The following is a 22,484-nucleotide window of genomic DNA, read 5'->3' on the forward strand; positions in this document are numbered from 1 at the left end:
GGTCTCTCCGGGTGTTGGGCAGGGTGGGGGGCTTGCCCCCACCCCCCGTTTTAGAAGTTTGCGGCCTCCAGCGCCATGACCGTATCCGCGCCCGATTGGATGCGGGTCAGGTGCAAGGCCGTGGCGGGCAGTTGGCGCGCCATATAGTAGCGGCCGGTGGCCAGTTTGGTCTCGTAGAAGGTGGCGTCGCCGCTGCCGTTCTTCAATGCTTCTTTCGCCACCAGACCCATCTTGGCCCACATCAGGCCGAGGCAGACATGACCGAACATATGCATGAAGTCATTGGACCCGGCGAGCGCGTGGTTGGGGTTCTTCATGCCGTTCTGCATAAAGTACATGCCCGCCGATTGCAGGTCCTTGCTGGCCGCCTTCAGGGGTTCAAGAAAGGCCGCGTCGAATTCGGCGTCTTGGCCTGCGTTGTCCTTGATGAAGCCCTTCACGAGGTCGAAGAAGGCCATGACATGCTTGCCGCCGTCCTGCGCCAGTTTGCGGCCCACGAGGTCAAGCGCCTGCACGCCGTTGGCGCCTTCGTAGATCTGTGCGATGCGGGCGTCACGGGTGAATTGGGACATGCCCCATTCCTCGATATAGCCGTGGCCACCGTAGACCTGCTGGGCCTTCACGGTCATGTCGTAGCCTTGGTCGGTCAGGAAGCCCTTGATGACCGGGGTGAGCAGCGACACGAGGCCATCTGCGTCCTTATCCTCAGCGCGGTGCGCCGCGTCGATCATCGTGGCCCCCCAAAGGATGAAGGCACGGGCCGCTTCGACAAAGCTTTTCTGGTCCATCAGCGAACGGCGGATGTCGGGGTGCACGATCAGCGGATCGGCGGGCTTTTCAGGGGCGACGGCACCGGTGACGGCACGGCCTTGCAGGCGGTCCTTGGCGTATTCCAGCGCGTTTTGATAGGCCACCTCGGCCTGAGCCAGACCCTGCATGCCGACGCCGACGCGGGCTTCGTTCATCATGGTGAACATGGCGCGCATGCCCTTGTGTTCGGTCCCCAGCAGATAGCCGGTGGCGCCGTCGTAGTTCATCACGCAGGTGGAGTTGCCGTGGATGCCCATTTTCTCTTCGATGGAGCCGACGGAGACGCCGTTACGCTCCCCCAAAGACCCATCTTCGGTGACCATGAACTTGGGCACGATGAAGAGCGACACGCCCTTGATGCCCTCAGGCCCGCCTTCGATCTTGGCCAACACGAGGTGGATGATGTTGTCGGCCATGTCATGCTCACCTGAAGAGATAAAGATCTTCTGGCCAGAGATCTTGTAGCTGCCATCGTCCTGCGGGGCCGCCTTGGTGCGCATCAAGCCCAGATCGGTGCCGCAATGCGGCTCGGTCAGGTTCATGGTGCCGGTCCATTCGCAGGAGACCATCTTGGGCAGATAGGTGTCCTTCTGCGCGTCGGTGCCATGGGCAAGGATCGCCGAGGCGGCGCCATGCGTCAGACCTTGATACATGGTGAAGGCCTGGTTCGCGGCGGAGAACATCTCGCCCACGGCGGTGCCGAGGACATAGGGCATGTTCTGCCCACCGTATTGTTCGGGCATGTCGAGGCCGGGCCAGCCGCCTTCTTTCACCTTTTCAAAGGCTTCCTTAAACCCCTTGGGCGTGTAGACGACGCCGTTTTCCAAACGGCAGCCTTCCTTGTCGCCGACGACGTTCAGCGGGGCGAGCACTTCGGAGGTGAGCTTGCCCGCCTCTTCTAGGATGGCGGAGGTGAAATCAGGCTCCAGCTCATCATAGCCGGGGGTCTTGCTTTCGGTCACCTTCAGCACGTCGTGCAGAACGAATTGCAGGTCTTTGGTTGGGGCTGTGTAACTGGGCATCTTTGCTCTCCGGGTCGTCTTTTTATGGATGTGAGGGGCGGCGTCGCCGGGGTTATTCGGCGGCGCGGCGGGGTTGGTTCATGGAGGCGATCATCTTTTCCCCCCATTTCAACTGGTCCTTGAGGTCTTCGATGGCCTCGTTCAGCTCTTCGCGGCGCGACTCGAGGTCGGCCAGACGGGCGCGGGCGATCTCATAGGCCGCGGCGATCTGCGTCTGCTGCTGGTCGCCCATATGATACAGGTCGAGCAGCTGGCGGATTTCTTCGAGGCTGAAACCAAAGCGCTTGCCGCGCAGGATCAGCTTGAGCCGGGCGCGGTCGCTTTTGGTGAACAGGCGTTTCTGGCCCTCGCGCAATGGGAAAAGCAGCTCTTTCGCTTCGTAGAACCGCAGGGTGCGGGGGGTCACTTCGAAAGCGTCGCACATCTGGCGAATGGTCAGCGTGTCGGCGGTCATCTCATCACTCTCCAATCGTCGTTTCATGACTTCAGTTGGGGGCTGGCCCCTCTGATACAATGGGAGTTGACGTTGACGTAAGTGATACGTTGCGTCACTTTATGCGCAGGGGAATTTCATTTAGGTTTGAAAGGCTGGCGGGCGTGCGCCGCCCTCATGGCGCTGGGCATCAGAACGGGTGGGAGATGGCAAACCTCGATCAAAGCGGGCCGACGACGCTGGACGCGCTGGTCCACTGTGCGCAGAACGCCACAAGCGCGGCGGGCATTCTGGCCTGCGGGCTTGGCTACTATCAGCGGCTTGGAATTGATCTGGTCAGCTATCATGGCGACAGCCCCGGCGCGCCTGCGATCCTTTATAAGTTCGACGGAATGGGCGCGGTGGGGGCGCAGTGGCATTCGCAATTTCTGGATGTGGAGAAATTGCGCGAAAGCCCGGTCGAGGCGCTGGCCCGGCAGCAGGTGATGCCGATCTACTGGTCCGATGTGGCCCGCACGGCGCGGCTGACTGCTGCGGAAGACCACTATATGAAAGGGTTGATGCGGCGTTATCCGAATGACGGCGTGTCGCTCAGGGTACATGGCCCGGGCGGGGATTCCGCCGTGGTGGGGCTGGGCTTTGCCGCGAAACAGGCGCGGCTGTCCCTGGGGGAGCTGTATAAGCTTCTCAGCGCCGCCCAAATCGCGCATCTGCGCTATTGCGTCTTGGCCGAAAGCCAATCGCCGCGGGATTTCGGCTTGTCCCCGCGCGAGGTCGAGGTGCTGGAGTGGATCGCTACTGGCAAGAGCAATGGCGTCATCGCCGAAATACTTGGGATTTCGCCTCATACGGTCGATACGATCGTGCGGCGCATCTTCTCCAAGCTTGACGTGAACGACCGCACCACCGCGGCCATTCGCGGGCTCGGCGCGGGGCTGCTCCGCCGCCCGAAAGAGGGCGCGCCCTAGGGCAAGGTTGACCTCGCGTCGCTGTCGCGTGACTGCGTGACATGACCCCACGTCGTGGGGGCTGTAGGTGCGGGCGCTCGACCTAAAGAGGCACGAGGCATGTCAGAAAAACAAGAGCAGACAGGTAGCGGGGCTGAAAACGGTTCCGTGGCAGAAACGCGCGCGCGTGTGGTTGCAGAGCTGAAAGGCGCGTCCGAGACCATCGAAAACGGCGCATTCGATCTGGCCGGAGACGCGAGCGCGGATGTGGTGTCCGATCTCATCCGCATCACGGCGGACTTGCAGATGCTCATCGGGCAGTTGGCGCAGCGCAACAGCCGCTGAGCCCGCCGCTCAGCTCTTGTCCGAGGCGATGGCCGCGGCGGTGTCGTCGCGCAGCTTTTGCAATTCCGCCATGGCTTCGTCCAACTGGCGGCGCTGCTCGGCCAGTTCTTCCAACTGCCCATCGGCCATGGTGACCCAAGTGCGCATCTGCGCCTCGGTCCCCTCTTTTTCATAGATCAACAGCCACTGGCGGATATCTTCCAGCGCGAAGCCGAACTTGCGGCCGCGTAGGATCAGCTTCATCCGCGCCCGTTCGCGCGGACCATAGAAACGCGAGCGCCCCTCACGGTGTGGTTGCAGCAATTCGATATACTCGTAATAGCGCAACGTGCGTGGCGTCACGTCAAAAGCCGCGCACATCTCTTTGAATGTCAGGCGTTCATCGTCCAAAGCATCTTCTCCCTTCAGGCAAACTATGGTCAGGCGCGGGGATGCGCAACAGGCGGTCTTGCCCTTTGGCTATCTCGCCCTGATAAAGGACAAAACCAGAGGCAGAGGGTTGGGTTGCATGTCCGACAAATTAAAGCTGGCGCGGCAGTTCATTCAGGCGCTGCCCCATTCCATGGCACTGGGGATGGAGTTGCAGGAGTTGGGCGATGGCTCTGCCGTGATCACCATGCCCTATGACGACAAGCTGATCGGCGACCCGCAGACCGGGGTGATCAGCGGTGGCGCGGTCTCGGCCCTGATGGACACCTGCTGTGGAGCTGCGGTGATGAGCCACCCCAGCAACCCGGCGGCCACCGCCACGATGGATCTCAGGATCGAATATCTACGCGCTGCCACCCCGGGGCAGACGATCATCACCCGCGCGACCTGCTATCACGTCACCCGTTCGGTCGCCTTCGTGCGGGCCACGACGACGGATGAGGACGCCGACAACCTTGTCGCCACGGCGACCGGCACTTTTACCGTGGAGGGGCACACATGACCACACGTCGCAAGCCGGAGCCGGTTCAGGTCATCAAACAACGCCGCGACGGGGTGCTGCGCGCCATGGTTGAAGGCGTGCCCTATATCCGCTTTCTGGGCATCGAGTTCGAGCGCCGTGGCGATGAGTTGACCGGCATCATGCCTTTTTCCGAACAATTGATCGGCAACCCGATCCTGCCTGCCCTGCATGGCGGGGCCACGGCGGCCTTTCTTGAGGCGACCGCGATCATCACCCTCAGCTGGGGGCTGATCTGGGAAGATATGGAAAGCGGCGCGCTCGATCTGGACAATCTGGATGCCGACCACTTGCCGCGGCTGCCCAAGACGATCGATTTCACCGTGGATTACCTGCGGTCGGGCCTGCCGCGCGATGCCTATGCGCGGGCGCGTATCAACCGCTCGGGGCGGCGCTATGCCAGCGTCCATGTCGAGGCATGGCAGGACAACCGCAGCCGTATTTTCGCGCAGGCCACGGGCCATTTCCTGATGCCGCAACGGCGTGGCTGAGCCGCAATCAGAGACAGAGCCGCTGACCGAGGCAGAGGTGCGCGCGGTTGAGCGTGGCACGCTGGCGGCGCGCGATGTGGTGACCCACCGCCGCGTGCTCAAGATCGCGGTTCCCATTGTCATCTCCAACGCCACCGTGCCGATCCTCGGCGCGGTCGATACCGGCGTGGTGGGGCAGATGGGCGCCGCCGCCCCCATCGGCGCGGTGGGGCTGGGGGCGATCATCCTCTCGGCGCTTTACTGGATTTTCGGCTTTCTGCGGATGGGCACCGTGGGCCTCACCGCGCAGGCGGCGGGCAATGGCGAAGAGGGCGAGGTCGCCGCATTGCTGACGCGCGGGCTTTTGATCGGCGCGGGGGCGGGGCTGGCCTTGATGGCGCTGCAATGGCCGCTTTTCTGGGCCTCGTTCCAGATCGCCCCCGGATCGCCCGAGGTCGAGGGGCTGGCGCGGCAATATATGGCGATCCGCATCTGGTCTGCGCCCGCCGCGATCTCGATCTATGCGATCACCGGCTGGCTCATCGCGCAGGAGCGCAGCCGCGCCGTGCTGGTGTTGCAGGTCTGGATGAACGGGCTGAACATTCTGCTGGATCTGTGGTTCGTGCTGGGTCTCGGCTGGGGCGTGGAGGGCGTGGCCATCGCCACCTTCCTTGCAGAGTGGAGCGGCGCGGCCTTGGGCCTGTGGTTCTGCCGCGCGGCTTTCGCAGGGGGGGCGTGGCGCGATTGGGCGCAGGTCTTTGACGGGCCGCGCTGGACGCGCATGATGCAGGTGAACACCGATATCCTGATCCGCTCGCTTTTGTTGCAGGCGATCTTTGTCTCCTTCCTTTTCATGGGGTCGGGATTGGGCGATGTGACCTTGGCGGCCAATCAGGTGCTGCTGCAATTCTTGATGATCACCTCCTACGGGCTGGACGGTTTCGCCTTCGCCGCCGAGGCGATCATTGGCCGGGCCTACGGCGCGGGGCAGCGCGATGTGCTGCGGCGCGGGGCGGTGCTGACCTCCTCTTGGGCGCTGTTGGTCAGCCTGCTGTTGGCGGTGGTCTTTGCCGTCAGCGGTGGCGCGATTATCGACCTGATGGCCAAGGCCCCGCAGGTGCAAGAGCTCGCCCGGGTCTATCTGCCGTATATGATCGCGGCGCCGCTGCTGGGTTGTGCGGCCTATATGTTCGACGGTATTTTCATCGGCGCCACGCGGTCGCGCGACATGCGCAATATGATGCTTGTGTCGTTTCTGATCTATGCCGTGACCGCGCTGGCATTGGTGCCAAGCCTGGGCAATCACGGGCTTTGGATATCGCTTCTGGTGTCCTTCGTGGTGCGCGGCATCACCTTGGCGCTGCGCTATCCGGCATTGGAGCGCGCGGCGGGCTAGAGCAGCGCCTGCACCGCTTCGGGCGGGCGGCCGATCACGGCGCGGCCAGTGCTAAAGGCGATGGGGCGTTCGATCAGGATCGGATGGGCGGCCATAGCGTCGATCAGGGTCTCTTCGGGGCTGTCCTTGGTCAGGCCCAACTCTTTGAACAGCTTCTCGCCCGTCCGTATCATCTTGATCGCAGGAAGGCCAAGGGCGTCGCGGGCGGCGATGACCTCATCCCGTGTCGGCGCATCTTCGAGGTAGCGGCGGAGTGTTACTTCCACCCCCGCCGCTTCGATCAGGGCCAGCGCCTGCCGCGATTTTGAACAGCGCGGGTTGTGCCATAGGGTGATCATAGCCAATCCTCGCGTTTGCTGCCCACGGCCTCGGCCACGCTGGCAAAACCATCGCGGGCCAAGAGCGCATCCAGCCCGGTGGTGATCTCTCGGACTAGCCCGAGGCCGCCGAAGACCAGCGCGGTGTAAAGTTGCAGGGCAGAGGCCCCGGCGCAGATCTTGGCATAGGCGGTCTGCGCGTCCGACACCCCGCCGACGCCAATCAGCGGAATATCCGTCAGCCCCGCCAGCCGCGCCAAGACGCGGGTCGAGCGGTCGAACAGCGGCGCACCCGACAGACCACCCGCCTCGCCTGCATGGGCGCTGGCAAGGCCGGTCCGGTCAAGCGTGGTATTGGTCGCGATGATGGCAGCAACGCCCGAATTTTGGGCAACCTCGGCCACATCCTCAATCTCGGCTTCGCTGAGATCGGGGGCGATTTTCAGGAAAACCGGCGTGGCGCCGCGCACATCCATCACCCCTTCGAGCAGGGCCGACAGCGCCGCCTTGCCCTGAAGGTCGCGCAGCTTTTCGGTATTGGGCGAGGAGACATTGACCGTCGCGAAATCGACGTGGTTGCGTGCGGCGGTCATCACGCGGGCAAAGTCGGCAGCACGGTCCTTGCTGGTCTTGTTCGCGCCGAGGTTCAACCCCACCGGCACCCCCGCGCCGCGGCGCGAAAGCCGGGCGCAGATCGCCTCCATCCCCTCGTTGTTAAAGCCGAAGCGGTTGATTGCGGCGCGGTCTTCGGTCAGGCGAAACAGGCGCGGGCGCGGATTGCCGGGCTGGGGCAGGGGCGTGGCGGCCCCCACTTCGACAAAGCCGAAACCGGCGCGGGAGAGGGGGGCGACCGCGGTGGCGTTCTTGTCAAACCCCGCCGCCAGCCCGAGAGGGTTCGGCAGGTCCAGCCCCGCAAGCGTTGTGTGCAGCCGCGCAGAGGTCTGCGGCCCCGGCGCGGGCGCAAGCCCCGCCCGCAGCGCGCGGATCGCCAGACCATGGGCCGCTTCGGGATCGACCCGGTGCAGCGCCCGCAGGCCCAGCCTTTCCAAGAGCGGCGTCATTTGCTGGCCTCGCCCAATCCTGCGGGGAATTCATGCACGCCATCCACCAGCGGCAGGGGCTGCGCCCAGACCACGTCTTCCATCTTGAGCGGGCGGTAGAGATGGGGGAAAAGCGCACCGCCGCGCGAGGGCTCCCATTTCAGCGCATCGCCCAGAGCGTCGGCCTCAAGCGCAAGCAGGAAGAGGCTGTCCTCCCCCTTGAAATGTTTGGCAGCGGTTTCCGCCGCCTGTTCGGCGGTGGAGAAATGCACATAGCCATCGGTGACATCGATCGGCGCCCCGTCCGAGACCCCGTTCTTGCGCAGCGCAGCCCATTCGTCTGCGCGGAATATCTTGAAAATCAGCATGGCTTCTGATGCCCGCCGCACGGGGCGGGGTCAAGACCCATGGGGTGACCATAGGGCAGGTGATATGACCTTTGACACGGGCCAAACCCCGCGCCACGATACCGACATAACAAGCAACAGGGGAACTATCATGAAACGATTCCTGACCGCGACCGCTGCGCTGGCTTTGACCAGCGGCATGGCGGCGGCAGAGTATAATCTGACCATTCTGCATACCAATGATTTCCATGACCGGTTCGAGCCGATCAGCAAATATGACGGCCCCTGCAGCGCCGAGGATAACGCCGAGGGCAAATGCTTTGGCGGCGTCGCGCGGATGGTTACCGCCATCGAAGCCGCCCGTGAACGCGCGGGCGAGAACCACCTGCTGCTGGATGCGGGCGACTGGTTCCAAGGCTCGCTTTTCTACACCCGCTATAAGGGCGACATGGCGGCGGAGTTCATGTCGAAGCTCGACTATGACGTGATGGCCGTGGGCAACCATGAATTCGACGACGGCCCCGAGGGGCTTGCCGATTTCGTGGCACAGGTCGATTTCCCCGTCCTGTCGGCCAATATCGACGTGAGCGGTGTCGAGGGGCTGGAGGGCGAGATCGCCAAATCCACCGTGGTTGAGGTTGGTGGAGAGCGGATCGGCATCGTCTCCGTACTTGCCGAAGACACGCCCGAGACCTCTTCGCCCGGGGCGGAGGTGATCTTCTCTCCCGCAGCGGATGCGGCACAGGCCGAGATCGACGCGCTGACCGAGGGCGGGGTTAACAAGATCATCCTGCTCACCCACATCGGGCTGGCGGGCGACAAGCGGCTGGCCGAGGAGTTGACCGGGGTTGACCTGATCGTCGGCGGCCATTCTCATACGCTTCTGAGCAACAGCGAGGAACGGGCCGAGGGCGCTTATCCGACGATGGTCAATGACGTGCCGATCGTGCAGGCCTATGCCTACAGCAAGTATCTGGGCGAGCTGAACGTCACCTTTGACGATGCGGGCGAGGTGACCGCGATCTCAGGCGATCCGATCCTGCTCGACGCCTCGGTCGAAGAGGATCAGGCGACGGTCGATCTGGTGGCCGAACGCGCCGCCCCGCTGGAGGAGTTGCGCCAGAAGGTCGTGGCCGAGACATCGGAAACCATCGAAGGCAGCCGTGACGTCTGCCGCGCGCAGGAATGTGCGATGGGCAACCTCGTCTCCGACGCGATGCTGGACCGGGTGAAGGATCAGGGCATCGACGTGGCGATCTCAAACGCGGGCGGTCTGCGCGCCTCCATCGACGCGGGCGAGGTGACCATGGGCGAGGTGCTGACGGTGCTGCCGTTCCAGAACACGCTCTCGACCTTCCAGATCAGCGGTGCGACCCTGATCGAAGCCTTGGAAAACGGGGTGAGCCAGTTGGAAGACGGCGCGGGCCGTTTCCCGCAGGTGGCGGGCATGTCCTATACCTTTGATCCCAAGGCCGAGCCCGGCAGCCGCATCAGCGATGTGATGGTGGGTGGCGAACCGATTGATCCCGAAAAGACCTATGGCGCCGTGTCCAACAACTATGTCCGCAATGGCGGCGACGGCTACGCGATGTTCAAGGACGCCGAGAATGCCTATGACTTCGGCCCCGATCTGGCGGATGTGACGGCAGAGTATCTGGCGAAGAACGGCAGCTACAAACCCTACACCGATGGCCGCATCAAGATGAAGTAAGGGTCTCAGGCCTTAGCGAGAGGGCGCGTCCAGCGGGGCGCGCCCTTTTTTGTTTGTGAATAGCCGGGCAGGGCCCTTGATTCCGGGCGGATGCCTAAGCTGCGCGTCCCCCCCCAAGCCAGCCCCTTGCACCTCTCCCGCCAAGGGATACACATGCGGTAACCAAATAGGAGACCGCTATGCTCACCCCCTTCCACCTTGCCTATAACGTCCGCGACCTTGATGAGACCCGCGCCTTCTACGGCGATGTGCTGGGCTGCACCGAAGGCCGGTCGACCGAGACTTGGGTCGATTATTCCTTCTTCGGCCACCAGATCTCCATGCATCTGGGCGAGCCTTTCAAGACAGAGGCCACCGGCAAGGTCGGTGAGCATATGGTGCCGATGCCGCATCTGGGCGTCGTCCTGCGGATGGAGGATTGGAAGGCGCTGGCGGAGCGGCTGAAGTGCGCAGAGGTCGACTTCGTGATCGAACCCTCGCTGCGTTTCGAAGGGGAGCCGGGCGAGCAAGCGACCATGTTCTTCCGCGACCCGTCGGGCAACCCGATCGAGGTCAAGGGGTTCGCCGATATGGACCGCGTTTTTGCCCAATAAGGCCAAGCGCTGAAACAACAAAGCCCCGCTGTCACAAGCGGGGCTTTGAATGGCTGAAACCGGTGCGGGCTCAGTCGAAGCTGATCGCCCCTTCGAAAGCAGGCTCTTCCAAAGTCTGCCCGCTGAAGCTGGTCGGGGTCTGTGCGGTGATGTCGAGTGTGTAGCTGCCGTTCACGGGGATCGGGCCGCTGGTCCATGCCTCGTCCTCGCCGGTGATCGTATGGCTGCCGGTGGCGTTATTGGTGAAGACAACCTGATCGCCCGGCTGCACATGGGACAGCGATGGGAAATAGGCGCCGTCGACGATCAGCACGTTGCGGCTTTCGGCCATGGCGCCAGCGGCGCAGAGGCTCAGGGCAAGGGCCAGAGCGCCGGTGCTTTTGCGGTATGAACTTAGCATCATCTGCTCCTTTGGAACGCCCGATGCGGGCGGGTTAGCCGGTTTCATACAAGGTAAATGCGGCATAACTTGGGCCAGCTTTGCGCGGCTCATCCTGCCGTCGCAGGCTCCGCCTGCTGGGCCAGCCAGCTGCGGAATGACGCAAGCGCCGCCGTCTCATCCCGGTCGTCGGGCCAGACGAGGTAGTAGTTCCCGATGCTTTGCGTGGTCGGTGAAGCGGCCAGCACCAATTGCCCGTCGCGCAGGTAGGGGCGGGCGAAGAAGGTCGGCAGCAGCGCCACCCCCAGCCCGTGAATGGCCGCCTGCGCCATGGTCGAGAATTGGTCGAACATCATGCCGCCCGGCGGCTCATCCGTCACCCCGAGCGAGGACAGCCAGCGCGCCCATCCGCGCGGGCGGGTCTCCAGATGAAGCAGCGGCAGATGGCGCACGTCGCGTGCATCCTCCAAGGGTGCGGGCAGCAGGTCGGGCGCGCAGACCGCCACCACCGTTTCCGGCAAAAGCGGCAGGTAGCGCACGCCGGGCCAATCTTCATGACCAAAATGAATGGCGGCGTCGAATCGGCTGCCCGCAAAGGTAAAGGGCCGCAGCCGGGTCGATAGGTTCACCGTCACCTCCGGGTGATCGCGCGCGAAATCGCGCAGGCGCGGGGCCAGCCAATGCATCCCGAAGGCCGGCAGGATCGCCAGATTCAACGTGCCGCCCGTAGGGTTTGTCCGGGCCGAGACCGAGGCCTGCGCCAGCCGGTTCAGGATGTCGCGCACCTGCGTTACATAATCCAATCCGGCTTGCGTCGGGGTCAGACGGCGGCCCTGACGGATCATCAGCGTCACGCCCAGCTGTTCCTCCAGCGTCTTGATCTGACGGCTGACCGCGCTCTGCGTGAGGTTCAATTCCTGCGCTGCCGCCGTGGCGGTGCCGAGCCGCACGACCGCCTCGAAAGACAGCAGGGCCGAGATCGAAGGCAAGAAGCGGCGCGGCGCGATCATATGACTTTTTCTCATGAACTCAGGACAAAGCAGCGATAGAGTTCGCGCCGCCGATTTGCAATACTGCCGCAAATCACATCACCCGAAAGGATGCATCATGACCGCTGACGCCCCCAAGCTGCGCGCCAAGGACAAACCCGATCTTGGAACCTTCGACTGGCAGGATCCCTTCCGCCTCGACAGCCAGTTGACCGAAGACGAGCGCATGATCCGCGATTCCGCCCGCGCCTATGCGCAGGAAAAGCTGCAACCGCGCGTTATCGAAGCCTTTGCCGAGGAAAAGACCGACCCCGAGATCTTCCGCGAGATGGGCGAGATGGGCCTTCTGGGCGTCACCATCCCCGAGGAATACGGCGGTCTGGGCGGCAGCTACGTCTCCTACGGCCTCGTCGCCCGTGAGGTCGAGCGTGTGGACAGCGGCTACCGGTCGATGATGTCGGTGCAGGCGAGCCTCGTCATGTATCCGATCTATGCCTATGGCTCCGAAGAGCAGCGCCAGAAATACCTGCCCAAGCTTTGCTCGGGCGAATGGATCGGCTGCTTTGGCCTGACCGAGCCCGATGCGGGTTCCGACCCCGCGGGCATGAAAACCCGCGCCGTGAAGACCGACACGGGCTACAAGCTGACCGGCTCCAAGATGTGGATCTCGAACTCCCCCATCGCCGATGTCTTTGTGGTTTGGGCCAAGTCCGAGGCGCATGACGGCAAAATCCGCGGCTTCGTGCTGGAAAAGGGCATGAAGGGTCTCAGCGCGCCGAAGGTCGGCAACAAGCTTAGCTTGCGTGCCTCGATCACCGGCGAGATCGTGATGGACGGTGTCGAAGTGGGCGAAGACGCGCTGTTGCCGAACGTGCAGGGTCTGAAAGGCCCGTTCGGCTGCCTTAACCGCGCCCGCTACGGCATCTCTTGGGGCGCGATGGGTGCCGCCGAGTTCTGCTGGCACGCCGCGCTGCAATACGGGCTGGACCGCAAGCAGTTCAACAAGCCGCTGGCGCAAACGCAGCTGTTCCAGAAGAAGCTGGCGGATATGATGACCGAGATTTCGCTCGGCCTTCAGGGCTCCCTGCAAGTGGGCCGCCTGATGGATGCCGCCAACGCCGCGCCTGAGATGATCTCAATCGTCAAACGCAACAACTGCGGCAAGGCGCTCGACGTGGCCCGCATGTCGCGTGACATGCACGGCGGCAACGGCATCTCGGGCGAATTCCAGGTGATCCGTCACATGATGAACCTTGAAACGGTGAACACCTATGAGGGCACCCATGATGTGCACGCGCTGATCCTGGGCCGTGCCCAGACCGGTCTGCAGGCGTTTTTCTAAACACTGGCTTCGGGGGGGGCACTCCCCCCGGCCACCGAAAATACTTATGGCCAGAAAGAGGGGCGGCGCCTTTCTTTCTGGCCGACATGCTTTCGCCGAGGGCGATTAATTTCTATTTCAAGAGGCCCCATGGACCGCGTAGCCATCGTTCATGAGAACTTCCTCCGTCGCGTTGCGGCGGGGGATTTTCCCGATTCCACCCATTCCGAAAAGGCGCTGGAGCGCGACCAGTTGGAGCAGCTCTACCGCGCGCAGGTGCTGAGCCGGGCGCTCGACCTGCAAAGCCGCGTCATGCAGAAGGAGGGGCAGGGGTTCTACACCATCGGTTCCTCCGGCCACGAGGGGATGGCAGCGGTGGCGGCGGCGCTGCGCGTCGATGACATCGCTTTCCTGCATTACCGCGATGCGGCCTTCCAGATCGCCCGGGCCGATCAGGCGGGGGGGCAGGACATGATGCGCGACATGCTGCTCAGCTTTGCCTGTTCTGCCGAGGATCCGACCAGCGGGGGGCGGCACAAGGTGTTGGGCTCGCGCCCGCTGATGATCCCGCCGCAGACCTCGACCATCGCCAGCCATCTGCCCAAGGCGGTGGGGGCGGCGCATTCCATCGGCATGGCGCGGCGGCACCGGCCCGAGCACGCGATCCTGCCGCGCGACGGCATTGCCATGTGCAGCTTCGGGGACGCCTCGGCCAATCACTCCACGGCGCAGGGGGCGATCAATGCCTCCTGCTGGACCGCCGTGCAGGGCGTGCCGCTGCCGCTGCTCTTCGTTTGCGAGGACAATGGCATCGGGATTTCGACCAAGACACCGACGGGATGGATCAAGGCGTCGATGTCGGCGCGGCCGGGGTTGAAGTATTTCGAGGGCGAGGGGCTCGATCTGCACGCGGCCTATGCGGCGGCGAAGGCGGCGGCGGATTACGTGCGCGTGCATCGCAAGCCGGCTTTCCTGCACCTGCGCACCGTGCGGCTCTATGGCCATGCCGGGGCGGATGTGGCGACCTCCTATCTGCCCCGCGCTGAGGTGGAGGCGGATGAGGCCAACGATCCGCTGCTGCATTCCGCGCGGCTGCTGGTGGAGGCTGGGGCGTCTGCCGAGGAGGCGCTGGTGATCTACCGCGATACGCAAGAAGCGGTCGCGAAGGCGGCTGACGAGGTCGTGAAACGCCCCCGGCTGAGGACGGCGTCGGACGTCATGGCGAGCCTCGTGCCGTCCAAGCGCGACTGCGCGCCCAGCAACGGGCCGAGCGCCGAGATGCGGGCCGACACCTTTGGCAGCGACATGGGGCAGATGGACAACCCCCAGCCCATGTCGCGGCTTATCAACTGGGCACTGCACGACCTGATGCTTTCGCACCCCGAGACCATGCTGATGGGCGAGGATGTAGGTCGCAAGGGCGGGGTCTATGGCGTCACCCAGAAGCTGCAGAACCGTTTTGGCCCCGGTCGGGTGATCGACACGCTGCTGGATGAGCAGAGCATCCTCGGCCTCGCCATCGGCATGGCGCACAACGGTTTCGTGCCGATGCCGGAGATCCAGTTTCTCGCCTATCTGCACAATGCCGAGGACCAGCTGCGCGGCGAGGCGGCGACTTTGCCTTTCTTCTCAGACGGGCAGTGGAGCAACCCGATGGTGCTGCGCATCGCGGGGCTGGGCTATCAGAAAGGGTTCGGCGGGCATTTCCACAACGACAACTCGCTGGCCGTATTGCGCGACATTCCGGGCATTATCATCGCCTGCCCCTCGGCAGGGGACGACGCGGCGATGATGCTGCGCGAAGCCCATCGTTTGGCGCGGGAAGAGCAGCGGGTGGTGGTCTTTGTTGAGCCCATCGCGCTTTACCCGATGCGCGACCTGATGGAGGCCGGGGATGGCCGCTGGATGCGCAGCTATCCGGCACCGGACCGGCGGATCGGGCTGGACGAGGTCGGGGTCACGGGTGCGGGCGGTGATCTGGCGATCGTGAGCTATGGCAACGGGCATTACCTGAGCCAGCAGGCGGCGCGCGATTTGGCCGAGGCAGGTGTCGATGCGCGGGTGATCGACCTGCGCTGGCTGGCGCCTTTGCCGGAGGATGCGTTGATCGAGGCCATCGGGGATCGTCCGGTGCTGATCGTCGACGAGTGTCGTCGGACGGGCGGGCAGGCCGAGGCGCTGATGGCGCTGATGGCTGAGCGTGGTGTGGCAAAGTTTGCTCGGCTGACGGCGGAGGACAGTTTTATCGCCACGGGGCCAGCCTACGCGGCAACGCTGCCTTCGCGCGAGGGCATCGTGGCGGCGGCGCGGGAGCTATTAGGGTAGTCGAGGGCTAGCGCCTGCCCGCGGATCGGCGATCCGCGGGTTGTTCATGCCACTTTATCGCACAGGTTCGATGCGGGGTCGCAAATGGCCGCACGGGTTGCAAGATCGCCTACCCGGTCGCACCAGAGGTGCGCCCTGAAATGCTGGCACGCCTCTGGCGTGACGAGCGGGCAAGCGATGGCCCGGCGCCTGCGGCTTGTTCCGGGCCGGGCAGGCGATGGCCCTTAGTGGCTATCCGCCGGTGCGCCGCCTTGGAAATTATTCCCATTCACATAATCGCAAGGCTCTTCGCGCATCTCCAGATGCAGGCCATCGCCTGTGTAAGGATGCGCGCGGGCCAGCGCCTCATCCACTTCGATCCCCAGACCGGGTGCTTTGGGGGCGGTGATGAAGCCGTCCTCCACCCGGATCGACCCTTTGATCAATTGGTCATGGAACGGCGTCTCGATACATTCGCACATCAGGATGTTCGGGATCGCGGTGGCAAGCTGCACATTCGCGGCCCATTCCACCGGCCCCGCATAAAGATGCGGCGCCACTTGCGCGTTATAGACCTCGGCCATGGTGGCGATCTTCTTGGCCTCGGCGATACCACCCACACGGCCAAGGGCCGGTTGCAGGATCTCTGCCGCTCCGGCGCGCAAGAGCGGCGCGAACTCGGCCTTCGTGGTCAGCCGCTCGCCGGTGGCCACGGGGATGCGCACGCCGCGCGCGACCTTGGCCATCTGCTCGGGCGCGTCTGGCGGGATCGGCTCTTCGTACCACAGCGGGCTATAGGGTTCGATCGCTTGGCCCAGCCGGATTGCGCCCGCGGTCGTGAACTGCCCATGGGTGCCAAACAGCAGGTCGGCGCGGTCGCCCACCGCCTCTCGGATGGCCTTGCAGAACGCCGCTGAGGTGCTGATGTCCGACATCGCAGGCATATGCCCACCGCGCAGCGTATAGGGGCCGGCGGGGTCGAATTTCACCGCCGTATAGCCGCGCGCCACGCAATCCGCCGCCGATTCCGCCGCCATCTCGGGCGAGGTCCAGAAATCCGCCATGCTGTGATGCGGCAGCGGGTAGAGGTAGGTATAGCCGCGCACCCGGTCATTGGTGCGCCCGCCGATCAGCGCATGCACCGGGCGGTCGCGGTCCTTGCCCAGGATGTCCCAACAGGCGATCTCAAGTCCCGAAAACGCGCCCATGACCGTCAGGTCTGGCCGCTGGGTGAAGCCCGCGGAATAGGCGCGGCGGAACATCAACTCGATATTCTCGGGGTTTTCGCCCTGCATATGACGGGCAAAGACATCTTCGATTACCGCGCGCATCGCATCGGGCCCGACGCTGGCGGCATAGCATTCGCCCCAGCCGGTTATGCCGGTGTCGGTGGTCAGTTTGACCAATATCCAATAGCGCCCGCCCCAGCCGGGGGCGGGCGGGGCCGTCACGATGATATCGAGGTCTTGCAGTTTCATGACGGTCCCTTTCGTTTGGCCGCTTAGGTCTCTTTCTTGTCGTCGACGATGGTCATCTGCGCGATGCCGCTTTCGCCCAGATCGACCTTGGCGAAGGGGCCGCCGTGGCACATCTGGCCGGGGTCGGTGATGTCGACGGGGCCTTTTTCGGCGAGCACTTTTTCGGCGAATTGCTCGGCGTTGTCCTTCGGGCGGTAGCCGAGGAAGGAGGCTTTCGAGTTGTCCACCGGGGCGCGGTCGTTGTTCGACACGCCGTAGATCACCGAGAATCCGACCGAGGGCGTGTCCACCGCGCGGGTCACCAGTTGGATCAGGTCGTCATAGCTGAGCCACGAGCCGAGCGCGCGGGAGTTGTTGACCTGTGCCGCGCTCAGGATGCGCAGATGCACGGATTCAAGCTGGCGCTTGTCCCAATACATGGAGCCGAGGTCTTCGGTGAAACATTTGGCGAGGCCGTAGAAAGTATCGGGCTTGTGGGCCGCGTCGATGCCGATGAAATCGGCCTTCTTGTGCATCCCCACCGCATGGATCGAAGAGGCATAGACCACGCGGCGCACCCCGGCTTGATAGGCCGCTTCCCATACGTTGTAAGAGCCGACGAAGTTCGGGCCCAAGAGTTCCATGAAGGGTTTTTCGTCCACGATGGCCCCGAAATGCACCACCATGTCGGCGCCCTCCATCAGGGCCGCCACTTGATCGTATTCCGCCAGATCGGCCTTCTGATAACGCTCACCGTCGTAAAGCTTGCCAATGTCCTCGGCGATGTCGGAGCTGACCAGTTCTTCACACATCGCGGCCAGTGGTTCGCGCAGGTAGGAGCCGAGCCGACCGGCGGCACCTGTCAGGACCAGTTTCTTAAATTTCATAACATCTTCCTTTCACGTCTCAGAAATCTTGTCGCGCACCTGCGCGCGCAGCGTATCGGCGCCTTGGGCCAAAAGCCCCACATCCGTGCCGCAGGCGACAAAGGTGAAGCCTTCGTTCAGCAGTTGGGCGGCGAAATCGGGGTCGGTGACCAGCGTGCCGACGGGAATGCCCTTGTCCATCAAGAGTTTGGCCGCGGGGCGGATGACCTCCCAGACCTCGGGGTGCAGGGTCTGGCCCAGATGGCCCATATCGGCGGCGATATCGGCGGGGCCAAAGAAGATGCCCTCGATCCCCTCAACCTCGGCAAAGGCGGCGGCGTTTTCGACGGCGGCGCGGGTTTCAAGCTGGATCAAGATGGCGGTCTGGTTCTCGACCTCGGCGTTGTAATCCTTAACCCGGCCAAACTGGTTGGCGCGGTTCAGCCCGGCCACACCCCGCACGCCGCGCGGCGGGTAGCGGCAGGCGGCCACGGCGGCGCGGGCCTCATCAGGTGTCTGCACCATGGGAAACAGCAGCCCCGGCGCGCCGAGGTCCATCAGCCGTTTGACCTTGACCGCATCGTTCCAGTCGGGCCGCACCATCGCCGTGGTCTCACTGCCCGAGAACGCCTGCAACTGCCCCAGAACCGAGGCCATGTCGCTGGGCGCATGTTCCATATCCAGCATCACCCAGTCATAGCCCGCGTGGGCCACCACCTCGGCGGCATAGCCGTTGGAGAGGGAGACCCAAAGGCCAAGCTGCTTTTGCCCGGCGCGGATGGCCGTCAGGAAGCTGTTCTCGCGCAATTTCATATCACGGCCCTTTCCACGAATTTCTCGGAACGCACGATCCGCGCGTAGTCTAGCGGCGTGAGGTCAAGCGTGCGGTAGCCGCCATGGGTGATCAACTCTGCCGTGCCGCGCCCGATGGCGGGGGCCTGTTGCAACCCGTGGCCGGAAAAGCCGTTCATGAAGACGAAGTTCGCGACCTTGTCGTGCCGCCCCAGAATCGCGTTCTGGTCGACGGTGTTATAGGCGTAATGCCCGACCCATTCGTTGATCACCTTGACCCGCTCAAAGGCCGGAACGCGGGTGGCGATGGTGGGCCATACCTTTTCCTCCCAGATCGAATGGTCGAAGGTGAAATCATCATATGCCGCGTCGTAGTCATCCTCCGGAGGGCAGCCTGCCATATAATATTTGCCTTCTTGGCGCATATGCACGCCGCTGGGGTCGATGGTCAGCGGCAGGTCCATCTCAAGCGGCTCGGCGGCATCGAAAATGAAGGTGTAGCGTTTGCGCGGCACGACGGGCAGGGCGATGCCTGCCATCTGCGCCGTCGCGGCGGCACGGGGGCCGGAGGCATTGACGACCGTGCCGCAGGAGATCTTTGCCCCGGATTTCAACGTCACCGCATCCACCGCGCTGCCTGCGGCGTTCAGCGTCATGCCTGTCACCTCGTCATGGACAAAGGTCACGCCGCGGCGCTTGGCCATGCGTTTGAACCAGTCGAACATCGTGCCGCCGTCGAAATAGCCCTCATTCACCGTGTTGTGATTGGCGGCGGTCACATCGTCGAGCATGTAGAAGGGATAGCGCGCGGCGATCTCATCCTTGGTCATATGCTGGGTATGCGCGCCCATGGAGGTCTGGATGCCCTGCGCCTCGCGCAGGGTCTGGGCAAACTCGGGCGTGTCGGCAAGGTAGAGGTAGCCAAAGCTTTGCAGCGCCAGTTCAGGCACCTCGGGATCGTCATGCATGAAGTGGCGGAAGTTTTTGATGAACTCGGCCCCGAATTGCGAAATCTGGATGTTCACGGGGGCGCTGAACTGCTGGCGGATGCAGGAATTCGTATGGCTGGTCGAGGCGAATTCATAGGTCGGATCCCGCTCGACCACCAGCACCTCGCCGTCGAATCCCGGCGTGTTGGTCAGCCACCAAGCCAAAGCCGAGCCATAGATGGCCCCGCCCACGATCACCACGTCATAGGACGTCTCAAGCGCGTTTTGCATGCACAGTCTCCCTTTGCGCATTCCCCTCTGAATCGTGGGTAGCCTAAGCATCCAGAGCCTGCAATCTTTGTGAAGCGCGGCGCGAATTTTCGTTTTGCGGCGATGGGTTGCGCCCGTGCCCATGAATGAGGCAGGGTTGACTTTTACTGCGGCTGTCGCACCATGAGCGCGATGCCGCAACACAGATGACCGCCCAAAGGAGTGACCCTTGGACAGCGACCGCGAAGAGATTGAGCGTCTGATTGCGAAGGTCGCAATGGGGGACCGTGCCGCCTTTGAGGCGCTTTATGATCGGGTGTCGGCGAAACTATTCGGGGTCTGCCTGCGTGTGTTGGATACACGCGCCGCAGCAGAGGATGCCATGCAGGACAGTTTCGTCAAAATCTGGAATAATTCCGACCGCTATCAGGCCAATGGCCTGTCGCCGATGACGTGGCTGATCACCATTGCCCGCAATACCGCGATCGACCGTTTGCGCGCCACCCGTAAGGGCCATCAGGACATCGACACGCCGGGGCTGGAACTGGCCGCGCCGGGACCGAGCCCCGAACAATCCGCCGTTGCCGCGTCAGAGGCCAAGCGCCTGACCAACTGTCTGGATGATCTCGAAGCGGATCGCGGTGCTGCGGTGCGCGGGGCGTACCTTGATGGCGACAGCTATGCCGAGCTTGCGCAGCGTTTCAACGTGCCGCTTAACACCATGCGCACATGGCTGCGCCGTGGTTTGATGGCCCTGCGGGAGTGTATGAGCATATGAGCGACACCCCCATCACCCCGCCCGAAGACGACGATCTGCTGGCCGCCGAAATGGCCTTGGGCCTGTTGGAAGGCGAAGACCGTGCCGCGGCACGCGCCCGGCTGATGCAAGACCGTGATTTCGCCCGTCGCGTGGCCGATTGGCAGGAGCGTTTCGTGGCGATGACCGATGATATCGCCCCCGTCGCCCCGCCCGCGAAGCTGCGCCGCGCGCTGATGGCGCGGCTCTTCCCCGCGCGGCAGGTGCCGCTGTTGCAGCGGCTCTGGCTGTGGCAGGGGGTTTCGGTGGCAGCACTGGCTACTGTGGCCTTCCTTGCCCTGCCGATGCTGCGCGAGCCGCCGATGCAGCCCCCGGCCGAGGTCTATGCCACCCGCATGGCCGCCGAGGACAGCGCGCTGGAATTGCTGGCCGTCATGGACATGTCGCGTGGCGATATCGCGCTGCGCCGCGTCTCGGGCGACGCGCCCGCGGGCCGCGTTTTGGAGCTTTGGGCGATCCTGCCAGACCGCGCGCCGATCTCTCTAGGCGTGCTGCCTGAGGGGGAGGTCAACCGCGTGGCCTTGCCCGCTGATCTGGCGCCCGAGGCGGCGCAGATCACGCTGGCCATCACCGATGAACCGCCCGGCGGCGCACCCGGCGGTGTCCCCACCGGGGAGGTCATGGCCGCTGGTGCTGTAGCGGAACTTTAAACCCCCGAAACGCCCTGCTTTGACTGAGCGGGGCGTTTCATTTTTCATCGCCTTTACAGTGCGTTATGATTTTGTTGCGAATTTTCTGAACCATTCTGAAACTCCTCTCACGTCTGCCCCGTGGGTCCAGTATCGCCGCCCACAACGGGAGGCATTCAAGGGAGGAAACCCAATGAAGACGCTCAAGACATTCGCCGCCGCCACCGCCACTGCCGCTCTGCTGGCCACCGGTGCCATCGCCGCCAATCCCGAAGTGGGCGGCGCGCCCATGTTCGAGAATAAGAACATCGTCGAAAACGCCGTGAACTCCGCCGATCACACCACGTTGGTCGCCGCCGTGAAGGCCGCCGGTCTGGTCGATACGCTGGCCTCCGAAGGGCCGTTCACCGTTTTCGCCCCGGTCAACTCCGCCTTTGACGCGCTGCCTGCGGGCACTGTCGAGACCCTGCTCAAGCCCGAGAACAAGGACATGCTGACCAAAGTGCTGACCGCCCATGTGGTGGCCGGTAAATGGTCCGCCGCCGACATCGCCGCCAAGGCACGCGCCTCCAGCGATGGGTTCTACCACTTTAACGCCGTCTCCGGCGATGCGCTGTCGGCGCAGGTGAAGGGCCGCAACGTCTATATCATCGACGAAAGCGGCAATGCCTCGCGCGTGACTATCGCAGATGTGAACCAGTCCAACGGGGTGATCCATGTTGTAAACAGCGTGTTGGTGCCCAAGTAAGAGGCAACCCATATATCTGTTGCCGGGCCAGTACCTCCATGCTGGCCCGGCGCTATCCCACCCGAACGCGAGGAGTAACACCATGAACAGACGTCACTTTCTGACATCGACCTTTCTGGGCGCCACCGCCATCGGGTTCGGCGCGCGCGGCGCTTTGGCCGCTTATGTCGAGGGCGATTTCGAGATTACCCGCACTGAGGCCGAATGGCGCGCGATGCTGAGCGATCTGGAATATGCGGTCATGCGCGAAGGCGATACGGAGCGGGCCTTTACCAGCCCGCTGAACGACGAGAAACGCCCCGGCACCTTCATCTGCAAGGGCTGTGATCAGCCGCTTTACGATGCGGCGACCAAGTTCAAAAGCGGCACCGGCTGGCCGAGCTTCTATCAGCCGCTCGACAATGCGGTTGAGACCATGGCCGACAACAGTTTCTTCATGCGCCGGACCGAGGTGCATTGTGACCGTTGCGGCAGCCATCTGGGCCATATCTTTGATGACGGGCCAGAGCCTACGGGCAAGCGGCATTGCATCAACGGCGTCTCGCTGAAGTTCGTCGCGGCTTAACGGATAGGTCTCACCCCAACGGATCGCGCGCCGCTTTC

25 protein-coding genes are annotated in these 22,484 nt (G+C 63.6%); 13 read left to right on the forward strand and 12 right to left on the reverse strand.

Annotation, left to right across the window (positions count from 1 at the left end):
* Positions 1-50 precede the first annotated feature (50 nt).
* Together ACGYLX_RS01340 and ACGYLX_RS01345 are read right to left on the reverse strand one after the other, a co-directional pair.
* Positions 51-1,832 (reverse strand): acyl-CoA dehydrogenase C-terminal domain-containing protein, encoded by a 1,782-nt coding sequence (locus ACGYLX_RS01340; protein ID WP_394446941.1) that lies wholly within the window; start codon positions 1,830-1,832, stop codon positions 51-53.
* Positions 1,833-1,884: 52 nt separating this feature from the next.
* A complete protein-coding gene (locus ACGYLX_RS01345; RefSeq protein ID WP_067261195.1) occupies positions 1,885-2,286 on the reverse strand; it encodes a MerR family DNA-binding transcriptional regulator in 402 nt (133 codons plus the stop codon).
* A gap of 185 nt (positions 2,287-2,471) precedes the next feature.
* Between ACGYLX_RS01345 and ACGYLX_RS01350 the strand changes: the two genes are divergently transcribed.
* Both ACGYLX_RS01350 and ACGYLX_RS01355 read left to right on the forward strand, forming a co-directional pair.
* Positions 2,472-3,233 (forward strand): LuxR C-terminal-related transcriptional regulator, encoded by a 762-nt coding sequence (locus ACGYLX_RS01350; protein ID WP_394446943.1) that lies wholly within the window; start codon positions 2,472-2,474, stop codon positions 3,231-3,233.
* Positions 3,234-3,332: 99 nt separating this feature from the next.
* Complete coding sequence (locus tag ACGYLX_RS01355) at positions 3,333-3,557, forward strand: hypothetical protein (protein ID WP_271688094.1); 225 nt, start codon at positions 3,333-3,335, stop codon at positions 3,555-3,557.
* 9 nt (positions 3,558-3,566) lie between these two features.
* Here the strand turns inward: ACGYLX_RS01355 and ACGYLX_RS01360 are convergent, their stop codons facing one another.
* Positions 3,567-3,947: a MerR family DNA-binding transcriptional regulator gene (locus ACGYLX_RS01360; protein WP_209218215.1), complete on the reverse strand. Its 381-nt coding sequence runs from the start codon at positions 3,945-3,947 to the stop codon at positions 3,567-3,569.
* 118 nt (positions 3,948-4,065) lie between these two features.
* Between ACGYLX_RS01360 and ACGYLX_RS01365 the strand changes: the two genes are divergently transcribed.
* From ACGYLX_RS01365 to ACGYLX_RS01375, 3 genes are read left to right on the forward strand one after another with little or no spacing between them, the layout of a single operon-like run.
* A complete protein-coding gene (locus ACGYLX_RS01365; RefSeq protein ID WP_067261213.1) occupies positions 4,066-4,488 on the forward strand; it encodes a PaaI family thioesterase in 423 nt (140 codons plus the stop codon).
* Complete coding sequence (locus ACGYLX_RS01370) at positions 4,485-4,997, forward strand: PaaI family thioesterase (protein ID WP_209218213.1); 513 nt, start codon at positions 4,485-4,487, stop codon at positions 4,995-4,997. The genes ACGYLX_RS01365 and ACGYLX_RS01370 overlap by 4 nt, the downstream gene beginning before the upstream one ends.
* A 22-nt stretch (positions 4,998-5,019) precedes the next feature.
* Positions 5,020-6,372 (forward strand): MATE family efflux transporter, encoded by a 1,353-nt coding sequence (locus ACGYLX_RS01375; protein WP_394448066.1) that lies wholly within the window; start codon positions 5,020-5,022, stop codon positions 6,370-6,372.
* On the opposite strand, the gene arsC is transcribed toward ACGYLX_RS01375, so the two are convergent.
* Genes arsC through ACGYLX_RS01390 form a run of 3 tightly spaced genes read right to left on the reverse strand, consistent with a single transcriptional unit; the run spans position 6,369 to position 8,097 of the window.
* Positions 6,369-6,710: an arsenate reductase (glutaredoxin) gene (arsC, locus tag ACGYLX_RS01380; protein WP_394446945.1), complete on the reverse strand. Its 342-nt coding sequence runs from the start codon at positions 6,708-6,710 to the stop codon at positions 6,369-6,371. The genes ACGYLX_RS01375 and arsC overlap by 4 nt on opposite strands.
* Entirely contained in the window at positions 6,707-7,750 is a 1,044-nt protein-coding gene (locus ACGYLX_RS01385) for a quinone-dependent dihydroorotate dehydrogenase (protein WP_394446947.1), read from the reverse strand. Before ACGYLX_RS01385 ends, arsC begins: the two co-directional genes overlap by 4 nt.
* Positions 7,747-8,097 carry a DUF952 domain-containing protein gene (locus ACGYLX_RS01390; protein ID WP_394446948.1) on the reverse strand — a complete coding sequence of 117 codons (351 nt, stop codon included), beginning with the start codon at positions 8,095-8,097 and terminating at the stop codon, positions 7,747-7,749. Before ACGYLX_RS01390 ends, ACGYLX_RS01385 begins: the two co-directional genes overlap by 4 nt.
* A gap of 130 nt (positions 8,098-8,227) precedes the next feature.
* Here ACGYLX_RS01390 and ACGYLX_RS01395 point away from each other — a divergent pair, with 130 nt between their 5' ends.
* The gene (locus ACGYLX_RS01395) at positions 8,228-9,787 is read left to right on the forward strand and encodes a bifunctional metallophosphatase/5'-nucleotidase (protein ID WP_394446950.1); all 1,560 of its coding nucleotides are present in this window, start codon (positions 8,228-8,230) and stop codon (positions 9,785-9,787) included.
* A 179-nt stretch (positions 9,788-9,966) separates the two neighbouring features.
* Positions 9,967-10,380, forward strand: coding sequence for a VOC family protein (locus ACGYLX_RS01400; protein WP_394446953.1), 414 nt, complete (start codon positions 9,967-9,969; stop codon positions 10,378-10,380).
* A 70-nt stretch (positions 10,381-10,450) separates the two neighbouring features.
* Here the strand turns inward: ACGYLX_RS01400 and ACGYLX_RS01405 are convergent, their stop codons facing one another.
* Both ACGYLX_RS01405 and ACGYLX_RS01410 read right to left on the reverse strand, forming a co-directional pair.
* The gene (locus tag ACGYLX_RS01405; RefSeq protein ID WP_394440315.1) at positions 10,451-10,783 is read right to left on the reverse strand and encodes a hypothetical protein; all 333 of its coding nucleotides are present in this window, start codon (positions 10,781-10,783) and stop codon (positions 10,451-10,453) included.
* A gap of 86 nt (positions 10,784-10,869) precedes the next feature.
* The gene (locus tag ACGYLX_RS01410) at positions 10,870-11,769 is read right to left on the reverse strand and encodes a LysR substrate-binding domain-containing protein (protein WP_394446955.1); all 900 of its coding nucleotides are present in this window, start codon (positions 11,767-11,769) and stop codon (positions 10,870-10,872) included.
* Between the two features lie 97 nt (positions 11,770-11,866).
* Here ACGYLX_RS01410 and ACGYLX_RS01415 point away from each other — a divergent pair, with 97 nt between their 5' ends.
* The gene (locus ACGYLX_RS01415; protein WP_067263620.1) at positions 11,867-13,090 is read left to right on the forward strand and encodes an acyl-CoA dehydrogenase; all 1,224 of its coding nucleotides are present in this window, start codon (positions 11,867-11,869) and stop codon (positions 13,088-13,090) included.
* Positions 13,091-13,219: 129 nt separating this feature from the next.
* The gene (locus tag ACGYLX_RS01420; protein WP_394446957.1) at positions 13,220-15,394 is read left to right on the forward strand and encodes a thiamine pyrophosphate-dependent enzyme; all 2,175 of its coding nucleotides are present in this window, start codon (positions 13,220-13,222) and stop codon (positions 15,392-15,394) included.
* 224 nt (positions 15,395-15,618) lie between these two features.
* Here ACGYLX_RS01420 and ACGYLX_RS01425 read toward each other — a convergent pair whose 3' ends face one another.
* Genes ACGYLX_RS01425 through ACGYLX_RS01440 form a run of 4 tightly spaced genes read right to left on the reverse strand, consistent with a single transcriptional unit; the run spans position 15,619 to position 19,708 of the window.
* Complete coding sequence (locus tag ACGYLX_RS01425) at positions 15,619-16,851, reverse strand: mandelate racemase/muconate lactonizing enzyme family protein (RefSeq protein WP_209218204.1); 1,233 nt, start codon at positions 16,849-16,851, stop codon at positions 15,619-15,621.
* A gap of 23 nt (positions 16,852-16,874) precedes the next feature.
* Positions 16,875-17,717 (reverse strand): NAD-dependent epimerase/dehydratase family protein, encoded by an 843-nt coding sequence (locus ACGYLX_RS01430; RefSeq protein ID WP_394446960.1) that lies wholly within the window; start codon positions 17,715-17,717, stop codon positions 16,875-16,877.
* A 12-nt stretch (positions 17,718-17,729) separates the two neighbouring features.
* Positions 17,730-18,509: an HpcH/HpaI aldolase/citrate lyase family protein gene (locus ACGYLX_RS01435; protein ID WP_394446963.1), complete on the reverse strand. Its 780-nt coding sequence runs from the start codon at positions 18,507-18,509 to the stop codon at positions 17,730-17,732.
* On the reverse strand, positions 18,506-19,708 hold the full coding sequence (locus tag ACGYLX_RS01440) for an NAD(P)/FAD-dependent oxidoreductase (protein ID WP_394446965.1): 1,203 nt from the start codon (positions 19,706-19,708) through the stop codon (positions 18,506-18,508). Before ACGYLX_RS01440 ends, ACGYLX_RS01435 begins: the two co-directional genes overlap by 4 nt.
* A gap of 256 nt (positions 19,709-19,964) precedes the next feature.
* Between ACGYLX_RS01440 and ACGYLX_RS01445 the strand changes: the two genes are divergently transcribed.
* From ACGYLX_RS01445 to msrB, 4 genes are all read left to right on the forward strand, one after another.
* Positions 19,965-20,465 carry a sigma-70 family RNA polymerase sigma factor gene (locus tag ACGYLX_RS01445; RefSeq protein ID WP_394448067.1) on the forward strand — a complete coding sequence of 167 codons (501 nt, stop codon included), beginning with the start codon at positions 19,965-19,967 and terminating at the stop codon, positions 20,463-20,465.
* Entirely contained in the window at positions 20,462-21,154 is a 693-nt protein-coding gene (locus ACGYLX_RS01450; protein ID WP_209218200.1) for an anti-sigma factor domain-containing protein, read from the forward strand. The genes ACGYLX_RS01445 and ACGYLX_RS01450 overlap by 4 nt, the downstream gene beginning before the upstream one ends.
* A 172-nt stretch (positions 21,155-21,326) precedes the next feature.
* A complete protein-coding gene (locus ACGYLX_RS01455) occupies positions 21,327-21,881 on the forward strand; it encodes a fasciclin domain-containing protein (RefSeq protein ID WP_067268384.1) in 555 nt (184 codons plus the stop codon).
* 82 nt (positions 21,882-21,963) lie between these two features.
* A complete protein-coding gene (gene msrB, locus ACGYLX_RS01460; RefSeq protein ID WP_394446966.1) occupies positions 21,964-22,446 on the forward strand; it encodes a peptide-methionine (R)-S-oxide reductase MsrB in 483 nt (160 codons plus the stop codon).
* The last annotated feature ends 38 nt before the right edge of the window (positions 22,447-22,484 follow it).

It is taken from the genome of Sulfitobacter sp. 1A13496, from assembly GCF_043557225.1.
Taxonomy (GTDB): Bacteria; Pseudomonadota; Alphaproteobacteria; order Rhodobacterales; family Rhodobacteraceae; genus Sulfitobacter; species Sulfitobacter faviae.

What these genes read in the sequence shown, in the direction of transcription:
- ACGYLX_RS01340 (WP_394446941.1), bottom strand. Translation starts at nt 1,832, where the DNA reads ATGCCCAGTTACACAGCCCCAACCAAAGACCTGCAATTCGTTCTGCAC.
- ACGYLX_RS01345 (WP_067261195.1), bottom strand. Translation starts at nt 2,286, where the DNA reads ATGACCGCCGACACGCTGACCATTCGCCAGATGTGCGACGCTTTCGAA.
- ACGYLX_RS01350 (WP_394446943.1), top strand. Translation starts at nt 2,472, where the DNA reads ATGGCAAACCTCGATCAAAGCGGGCCGACGACGCTGGACGCGCTGGTC.
- ACGYLX_RS01355 (WP_271688094.1), top strand. Translation starts at nt 3,333, where the DNA reads ATGTCAGAAAAACAAGAGCAGACAGGTAGCGGGGCTGAAAACGGTTCC.
- ACGYLX_RS01365 (WP_067261213.1), top strand. Translation starts at nt 4,066, where the DNA reads ATGTCCGACAAATTAAAGCTGGCGCGGCAGTTCATTCAGGCGCTGCCC.
- ACGYLX_RS01370 (WP_209218213.1), top strand. Translation starts at nt 4,485, where the DNA reads ATGACCACACGTCGCAAGCCGGAGCCGGTTCAGGTCATCAAACAACGC.
- arsC (WP_394446945.1), bottom strand. Translation starts at nt 6,710, where the DNA reads ATGATCACCCTATGGCACAACCCGCGCTGTTCAAAATCGCGGCAGGCG.
- ACGYLX_RS01385 (WP_394446947.1), bottom strand. Translation starts at nt 7,750, where the DNA reads ATGACGCCGCTCTTGGAAAGGCTGGGCCTGCGGGCGCTGCACCGGGTC.
- ACGYLX_RS01390 (WP_394446948.1), bottom strand. Translation starts at nt 8,097, where the DNA reads ATGCTGATTTTCAAGATATTCCGCGCAGACGAATGGGCTGCGCTGCGC.
- ACGYLX_RS01395 (WP_394446950.1), top strand. Translation starts at nt 8,228, where the DNA reads ATGAAACGATTCCTGACCGCGACCGCTGCGCTGGCTTTGACCAGCGGC.
- ACGYLX_RS01400 (WP_394446953.1), top strand. Translation starts at nt 9,967, where the DNA reads ATGCTCACCCCCTTCCACCTTGCCTATAACGTCCGCGACCTTGATGAG.
- ACGYLX_RS01405 (WP_394440315.1), bottom strand. Translation starts at nt 10,783, where the DNA reads ATGATGCTAAGTTCATACCGCAAAAGCACCGGCGCTCTGGCCCTTGCC.
- ACGYLX_RS01410 (WP_394446955.1), bottom strand. Translation starts at nt 11,769, where the DNA reads ATGATCGCGCCGCGCCGCTTCTTGCCTTCGATCTCGGCCCTGCTGTCT.
- ACGYLX_RS01415 (WP_067263620.1), top strand. Translation starts at nt 11,867, where the DNA reads ATGACCGCTGACGCCCCCAAGCTGCGCGCCAAGGACAAACCCGATCTT.
- ACGYLX_RS01420 (WP_394446957.1), top strand. Translation starts at nt 13,220, where the DNA reads ATGGACCGCGTAGCCATCGTTCATGAGAACTTCCTCCGTCGCGTTGCG.
- ACGYLX_RS01425 (WP_209218204.1), bottom strand. Translation starts at nt 16,851, where the DNA reads ATGAAACTGCAAGACCTCGATATCATCGTGACGGCCCCGCCCGCCCCC.
- ACGYLX_RS01430 (WP_394446960.1), bottom strand. Translation starts at nt 17,717, where the DNA reads ATGAAATTTAAGAAACTGGTCCTGACAGGTGCCGCCGGTCGGCTCGGC.
- ACGYLX_RS01435 (WP_394446963.1), bottom strand. Translation starts at nt 18,509, where the DNA reads ATGAAATTGCGCGAGAACAGCTTCCTGACGGCCATCCGCGCCGGGCAA.
- ACGYLX_RS01440 (WP_394446965.1), bottom strand. Translation starts at nt 19,708, where the DNA reads ATGCAAAACGCGCTTGAGACGTCCTATGACGTGGTGATCGTGGGCGGG.
- ACGYLX_RS01445 (WP_394448067.1), top strand. Translation starts at nt 19,965, where the DNA reads ATGGGGGACCGTGCCGCCTTTGAGGCGCTTTATGATCGGGTGTCGGCG.
- ACGYLX_RS01450 (WP_209218200.1), top strand. Translation starts at nt 20,462, where the DNA reads ATGAGCGACACCCCCATCACCCCGCCCGAAGACGACGATCTGCTGGCC.
- ACGYLX_RS01455 (WP_067268384.1), top strand. Translation starts at nt 21,327, where the DNA reads ATGAAGACGCTCAAGACATTCGCCGCCGCCACCGCCACTGCCGCTCTG.
- msrB (WP_394446966.1), top strand. Translation starts at nt 21,964, where the DNA reads ATGAACAGACGTCACTTTCTGACATCGACCTTTCTGGGCGCCACCGCC.